The sequence below is a fragment of the Emticicia agri genome (assembly GCF_004168285.1).
GTDB lineage: Bacteria > Bacteroidota > Bacteroidia > Cytophagales > Spirosomataceae > Emticicia > Emticicia agri.
The window spans coordinates 120,881-127,496 of sequence record NZ_SEWF01000019.1 but is presented as its reverse complement, the minus strand read 5'-3'; the positions used below and the strand labels follow the sequence as shown (position 1 = coordinate 127,496).

General features: G+C 38.5%; 4 protein-coding genes. 2 read left to right on the top strand and 2 right to left on the bottom strand.

Going from position 1 to position 6,616, the window contains the following annotated elements; all coding sequences use genetic code 11:
* The coding region (locus EWM59_RS14270; RefSeq protein WP_165372183.1) for a transposase at window positions 1-579 on the bottom strand (579 nt) is incomplete at its 3' end.
* A 350-nt stretch (window positions 580-929) separates the two neighbouring features.
* Here EWM59_RS14270 and EWM59_RS14265 point away from each other — a divergent pair.
* Together EWM59_RS14265 and EWM59_RS14260 are read left to right on the top strand one after the other, a co-directional pair.
* Window positions 930-2,411 carry a M20/M25/M40 family metallo-hydrolase gene (locus tag EWM59_RS14265; protein ID WP_130021679.1) on the top strand — a complete coding sequence of 494 codons (1,482 nt, stop codon included), beginning with the start codon at window positions 930-932 and terminating at the stop codon, window positions 2,409-2,411.
* A 317-nt stretch (window positions 2,412-2,728) separates the two neighbouring features.
* Window positions 2,729-4,270 carry a YifB family Mg chelatase-like AAA ATPase gene (locus tag EWM59_RS14260; protein WP_130021677.1) on the top strand — a complete coding sequence of 514 codons (1,542 nt, stop codon included), beginning with the start codon at window positions 2,729-2,731 and terminating at the stop codon, window positions 4,268-4,270.
* A gap of 540 nt (window positions 4,271-4,810) precedes the next feature.
* Here the strand turns inward: EWM59_RS14260 and EWM59_RS14255 are convergent.
* Window positions 4,811-6,586: a Kelch repeat-containing protein gene (locus EWM59_RS14255; protein ID WP_130021675.1), complete on the bottom strand. Its 1,776-nt coding sequence runs from the start codon at window positions 6,584-6,586 to the stop codon at window positions 4,811-4,813.
* Window positions 6,587-6,616 lie beyond the last annotated feature (30 nt).

The window sequence follows — 6,616 nt, the reverse complement described above, 5'->3', positions numbered from 1 at the left end:
GTTATTTTTAGAAAGTTGTTGGTTGAATTTTTCTGAACTATATGCTTTATCACCGACCACAATTTGATTTTTTAATTGGCAAATCATGGGTTTTATAGCTGTTAAATCATTCACACTGGCAGGCGTAAAATCAAAAAAGTTAGGTTTAGGTATTTTTTCAAATCTGTCCTTACCTATCAAATGGAGCTTTACTCCATGATAAAATTGTTTTTTTGCATCGCAATAACCCTTATCTGCTATCTCAGATGCTACTTTAGCTGTATAAGGGTGTTTGGAAAGCATGATAGGCAATGAATCCACCAAAGATACATTATCATAGCAATCATTAAAATTCATTTGATTCATCAAATGGGAAATAATTACCTCAAAATGCCAGTATATTGCATTAATTCGTGCATTATAAGCTTGATATGACGGCAATTTTGGAAACCATGATGACCAATGATTGACCATATAATCATAAGTTGAGCGATGGCTATAATGGCCTTCGAAAATACCACATAGGTAAATCGTTATTGCCTCTTGGTCTGTAAATTCAGGACAATTATTATTGCTCTGTCTTTGGAAATGTAAACTCATGTGCGTATCATAGCACTCACAAACAAGGCTGTAAGTTTGTATTAATTGTAAAGGTCGCATTTTGCAATTTAACAAAATACTCCTTGTTTGTTTCTGATAATTTCAACCCTTGATTCACATTAATATTGTTGGGAATTAAGCACAGGATTGAAAATTAATTTATCATTATTAGTCATAGGATTTAAGCAGAGTGTATTGGGTTTTTGTAATAATTTTTGAATAATGAAGGTTTGTATAAGTAAGAATAACCAAAAATAAGCGGCTTTTTGTTTAGAATAAAAAAAATAACGATTTTTACAGTAATATTACACACCAAACTAAATTGGCCTAAACACTTAAATTATAGGTAGATGAGAAAGAGAATTTTATTTTTAACGCTTGCCGTTAGTGTTGCGCTATTTTCGGCATTTATAAATCCAGCCGATGAATTAGAGGAACTCTTTGTTAAGATTAATGAAGATGTCTTGAATCGGGGTCGTGCTTATGAAACATTAGGCGAAGCTACCTCTTCTATTGGTCATAGATTGACAGGTAGCCCAAATGGAAAAAAAGCAGAGGATTTTGCTTATAAACTATTAAAAGAGTATGGGTTTGCTGATGTAAAATATATGCCTTTTGAGGTAGAATCGTGGGCAAGAGATACTGTTAGTTTAGCTATTGTACCCAAGGGAAGTGATAATTTCCGTGATGTAGAAGTAGTAGCGCTGGCACACTCTCCGGTATCCTCACATATCAAAGGCCCCATTGTTGATTGCGGCGATGGAATAGAACCTGATTTTGAGAAAGTAAAAGAGCAGGTAAAAGGAAAAATAGCTTTATTCAATATCAATATTCAATCACCTGAAAACAAGGGTAAGAAAAACCTGCACCGTTCTGAAAAAACAGCTTTAGCTATAAAATATGGAGCGGCCGGTGTAATTATTGCCAATGCGGTAGAAGGAGGAGTATTGCTAACCGGAACAGCTTCGGTTACAGGGGCACTGATTCCGATTCCGGCTGTGTGCGTGTCAGTAGAGAGTGGCAAGGCCATCCGTAAATGGATGAGTGAAGAAAAGAATATCTGGGCAGTTATTGATATGCAGAATTTCAGCCGACCTATCAGAGCCCGAAATGTGATAGCTACCCTGCCGGGAAGCTCTAAAAAACATGCCAAAGATAAAATTGTGATTGGCGGCCATCTGGACTCATGGGATTTGGCTACCGGAGCAATGGATAATGGGATTGGCTCTTTTACAGTGTTAGACGTAGCCCGTGTTTTTCAGTCTTTAAACCTAAAACCTAAACGTACCATAGAATTTGTGATGTTTATGGGCGAAGAACAAGGATTATTAGGCTCTAAAGCTTTGGTGAAGAAATATAAAGATGAAGGAAAGTTAGACCAGATTCAGTTAATGATGAATCTTGACATGGTAAATAATGCCAAAGGATTTAATGCAATGGGTCGCCCCGAATTACGTTCGTTCTTTGACGAAATAGGTAAAAAAATTAAAAATATTGATTCTACTTTCAGTAATACCAACCCTAATTCGGCAGGGTTACATTCAGACCATCAGCCATTCATGATTCAAGGGGTACCGGTTTGTTCGCCATCGGGTAGTTTCCCTATCAAAGCCTATAACTGTTATCATGCCAACTGCGACCGTTTTGATTTAATAGACAAAAAGCAAATCAATAATAATGTGCGTTTCACAGCCATGATGCTGTATGCTTTGGCCAATGCAGATGCGCTGCCTGTAAAGAAAATGAATGATAACGAAACCAAAGAGTTTTTGATTAAACAGAACCTCAAAAACGAATTAATTATCGGTAAAGACTGGCGTTGGGAACAGTAAGACTTTAGAAGTTTATTTGCTTGTGCCCTCACTTTTGTGAGGGCTTTTTTATTGCCTAATTATGATTCGGGATTAGATTTTTAGATGCTATGAGAAGTTAAAAGTAAATAAACACACTGTTTTATAGGATGGAGGTAGTAGCCACAGCATCAGGGGTTCATACTTGCTATCAACATAAAATTGACAGGAAATATATTGTTCTACATTTCCTTATGAATTTTAATTATAGTTTACAAAGAAATACAATAAAGGAAATCTTGTAGTTTTGTGAAATACTGAATGAAGTTTTAATTTGGACGAATAAAATACCTGATAATATGTTATCAAAAACTTTTGGTGCTGCTGTGTATGGGGTAAATGCCACCTTGATAACAGTTGAAGTAAGTGTAATGCAAGGCGTAGGAATGTCTATTGTAGGATTACCCGATGGAGCTGTGAAAGAAAGCCAACAAAGAATAGATGCGGCTCTTAAACATTGTAATTACCAGGTTTCCCGGCAAAAAACGGTTATTAATTTAGCTCCGGCTGATATTCGGAAAGAGGGATCGGCGTATGACTTGCCAATGGCTATCGGGATACTGACTGCCGGAGAACATATTAAGCCTGTGAAGAATCTGGAAGAATATGTGATTTTAGGCGAGTTGGCTTTAGATGGTATTCTTCGTCCGATTAAAGGCGTATTGCCCATTGCCATAGAAGCCCGTAGGAGTAAACTAAAAGGTTTTATACTTCCGGTCGAAAATGCTATGGAGGCATCTATTGTAAACAATTTAGATGTAATTGGGGTAGAAACGCTGAATGATGCCATCGATTTTCTGACAGGTGCCAAGCAGATAGAACCTTTGGTAACCGATACCAGAGATATTTTTTATAGTGCTATTGGCGATTACGAAGCAGACTTCTCACACGTACAGGGACAAGAGAATATCAAGCGGGCAATGGAAATTGCAGCCGCAGGCGGGCATAATGTAATTATGATTGGCCCTCCCGGTGCCGGAAAAACCATGCTTGCCAAGCGTATTCCTTCTATATTACCCCCGTTAACACTGCACGAAGCATTAGAAACTACCAAAATTCATTCAGTAGCAGGTAAATTAGGTGTAAAATCATCTTTAATTGCCCGGAGACCTTTCCGCGCACCACATCATACTATTTCAGATGCTGCTTTGGTGGGTGGTGGTGGTTTTCCTCAACCAGGCGAAATCTCTCTGGCACACAATGGTGTTTTATTTTTAGATGAGCTGCCTGAGTTCAAACGAACTGTGTTAGAGGTAATGCGCCAGCCATTAGAGGAAAGAAAGGTAGTAATCTCCCGCACAAAACAGGCGGTTGAATTTCCTGCCAATTTTATGTTAATAGCCAGCATGAACCCCTGCCCCTGCGGCTACTATAACCACCCCGAAAAACAATGTACCTGCCCTCCCGGAGCAGTTGGTAAATACCTGAATAAAATATCAGGCCCTTTGTTAGACAGAATTGATTTGCACGTTGAAGTAACCCCTGTCAACTTTGACCAGATATCATCTACAAGAAAAAATGAATCTTCTACAGTCATCAGAGAAAGGGTGGTAAAAGCCAGAGAAATACAGACTAAACGATTTGAGAAATTTCCTGATATACATTCTAATGCGATGATGCCACCGGAAATGGTAAAAGAAATATGTGATATAGGCGAAGCAGGCAAGGCATTATTAAAAAAAGCAATGGAACGCCTGGGTTTATCAGCCAGAGCCTATGACAGAATATTAAAGGTGTCTCGTACGATAGCTGATTTATCAGATTCGGAAGAGATACGGATTGAACATCTGGCAGAGGCTATACAATTCAGAAGCCTGGATAGAGAGAACTGGGCGGGATGAAAATACACGCTTACACAAAGTTTACTGATAATAAATGGACTGAAAGATCAATAGCATATCAGACTTAATATTTCAATAATGCCCCTTAACTATACTCATTGTGAATACAAAAATTAAAGTATTGCTTGTTGATGACCATCAGATTGTGCTTGATAGTTTATAATATCTTTTCAAATTTATTGAGAAAATTGAAATAGCGGGCATTCTGAATGACAGCCGGAAAGTATATCAATTTCTGGACAATCTCACAGCTCTGTATGTAGTTTTGTGGGAGCATTACCATTCACACAACAGCCTCAACTACAAATAGTAGATTCATCAATTTCTAATTGCTTGCCTATCTTTTCTGACTTAAATAAACTATTATTTAATCAATGTTGGTTTATTCTGTCGCCAGGTCTTGAGGGTCAACCAAAAATGGGAAGTAAACTATGAACTCAAGGACTTTTGGGTAATGTTGGATTTAGATTGAGCTTTATTATTTTCCCAACATTATCAAAAAGATAGCTATCATGACTATTTGAATGATAGCTGGTTAAGTTAAAAAACTTTCTTCCATATTGTGCCGTCCCATTCCCATGTATCGTTTTCATCAATAGGCCAGCTTATCCGACCACCAAATAGTACTACTTTATCCCGTTTTTTGTCATAGGTCATATAACCCATAAGGCGTCTTACAGGACCAGTAGCTGATAGTTTATGCCATTGGGTGCCATCCCATGCCCAGGTATCATTTATTCTTTTGCCATTTGATATACCTCCTGAAATGAGCATCATGCCACGCTTGCTATCATAGCAATAGCCGGCCGCTATTCTTTCTCCCGGATTTTCGCCTTCAGTTTTAATATTTATCCAGCTATTGCCATCAAATTCCCAGACACCATCGTTCAGTCCGCCATATAGTACTGTTTTACCTCGTTTTTCATCATAAACCATCGCAAATGCCTGCCGTCCTTCCGGAGACTTTCCTGCAAATTTGTGCCAGATTTTCCCGTCCCACTCATAAGTTGAATTATTTACCTGATTTCGCCCTGACGAACCTCCGAATAGAACAAACCTATTTCTTTTACTATCATACACAAAACCTCCTTCAGCAGCCTTCATTTCAGGTAATTCGTTGATTTTTCTCCATTGACCTTTTTCAAAAACCCGTAAGTCGGCCAATGACTGATTATTATAAAAACCACCAAACGAGTATATTTTTTGCTCTTTTGTATGGTAGGCCATTTTCATACCACTACGTTCGTCGCCAATATTGCCCACTTTTTCCCAAGCCTTCCCATTATAGGCCCAGGCATCATTAAAAAATGGAATAGTCTTGCCGCCTTCTACAGGTGAGCTACCGCCAAAAAGCATCACTTTATTATTTTTTTCGTCATAAATTAATTCGTGATGCGCTCTTCTGGCGGGTGTATTTTTTGAGACAAAACCGGGACGGAGTTCATCAATAACCGATGCTTCAATCCAGTATATGTTATTATCATTATTTCTGGAACTCCCCCAAAAAAGGTATTTACCATCAGGCGAAAGCCCTGCAAATCTCTCCGAATCTTCTGTGTTTATTTTTGTACCCATGTTAATGGGTTCTGTCCAGGTAGTATTTTGTTTGAAACAGATAAATAAATCATTACTACCCAAGCCACCAAGCCTGTTCGATTCAAAGATGATAAAATCTTCATCAGGAGCAACCAATGGCCCGTCTTCGTAATTTTCTGTATTCAGGTTGGGGGGAGTATTAATCAGTTCAGAAGGATTGGTAACCGAAACGGCTCTGATGTCGAAAATCTTCCCATTATCTTTTCTGAAAGAATAATACAGATGTCCGTCAGAGGTAATAGAATGGGCATAAGTAGCACCATTACAAATTGAGGCATCAAGTGGTGTCGGTTTACCCCAGCCATCTTTGGTTTTTTCTACCTGCCATATCCACATATCTTCCAGTTTCGGGAAACCCTCGGGTAATGGTCGACGTGAAGAAAAATAAAGTGTTTTACCATCAGGCGAAAACCGGGGATAAACATCGTCAGAGTTTTCAGATAGAAAAGATGGTCGGGAAGGCTTTGTCCATTCTCCATTTACTTTTCTGGATTCTAAAATATACATAGGGCTATCTAACAGGCACCAGAGTATCACATCGTTTTCTTTCGAGATGGCTGGGGCACTATGTTCCAGTGCATCGGCACTTACAATGCCTTTGGCAAAAACCTGAGCCTCATTACCGGGCGAAGGCAAGTTAAAGTAGGGGGTAGGTTTAGCTTGGGTTATGCTATACCCTAATGCAAGCAGTAGTAATGGTATAAATTTTAGCTTTTTCATAATGATTCGTTATCTTGGTTAAAATCGAAT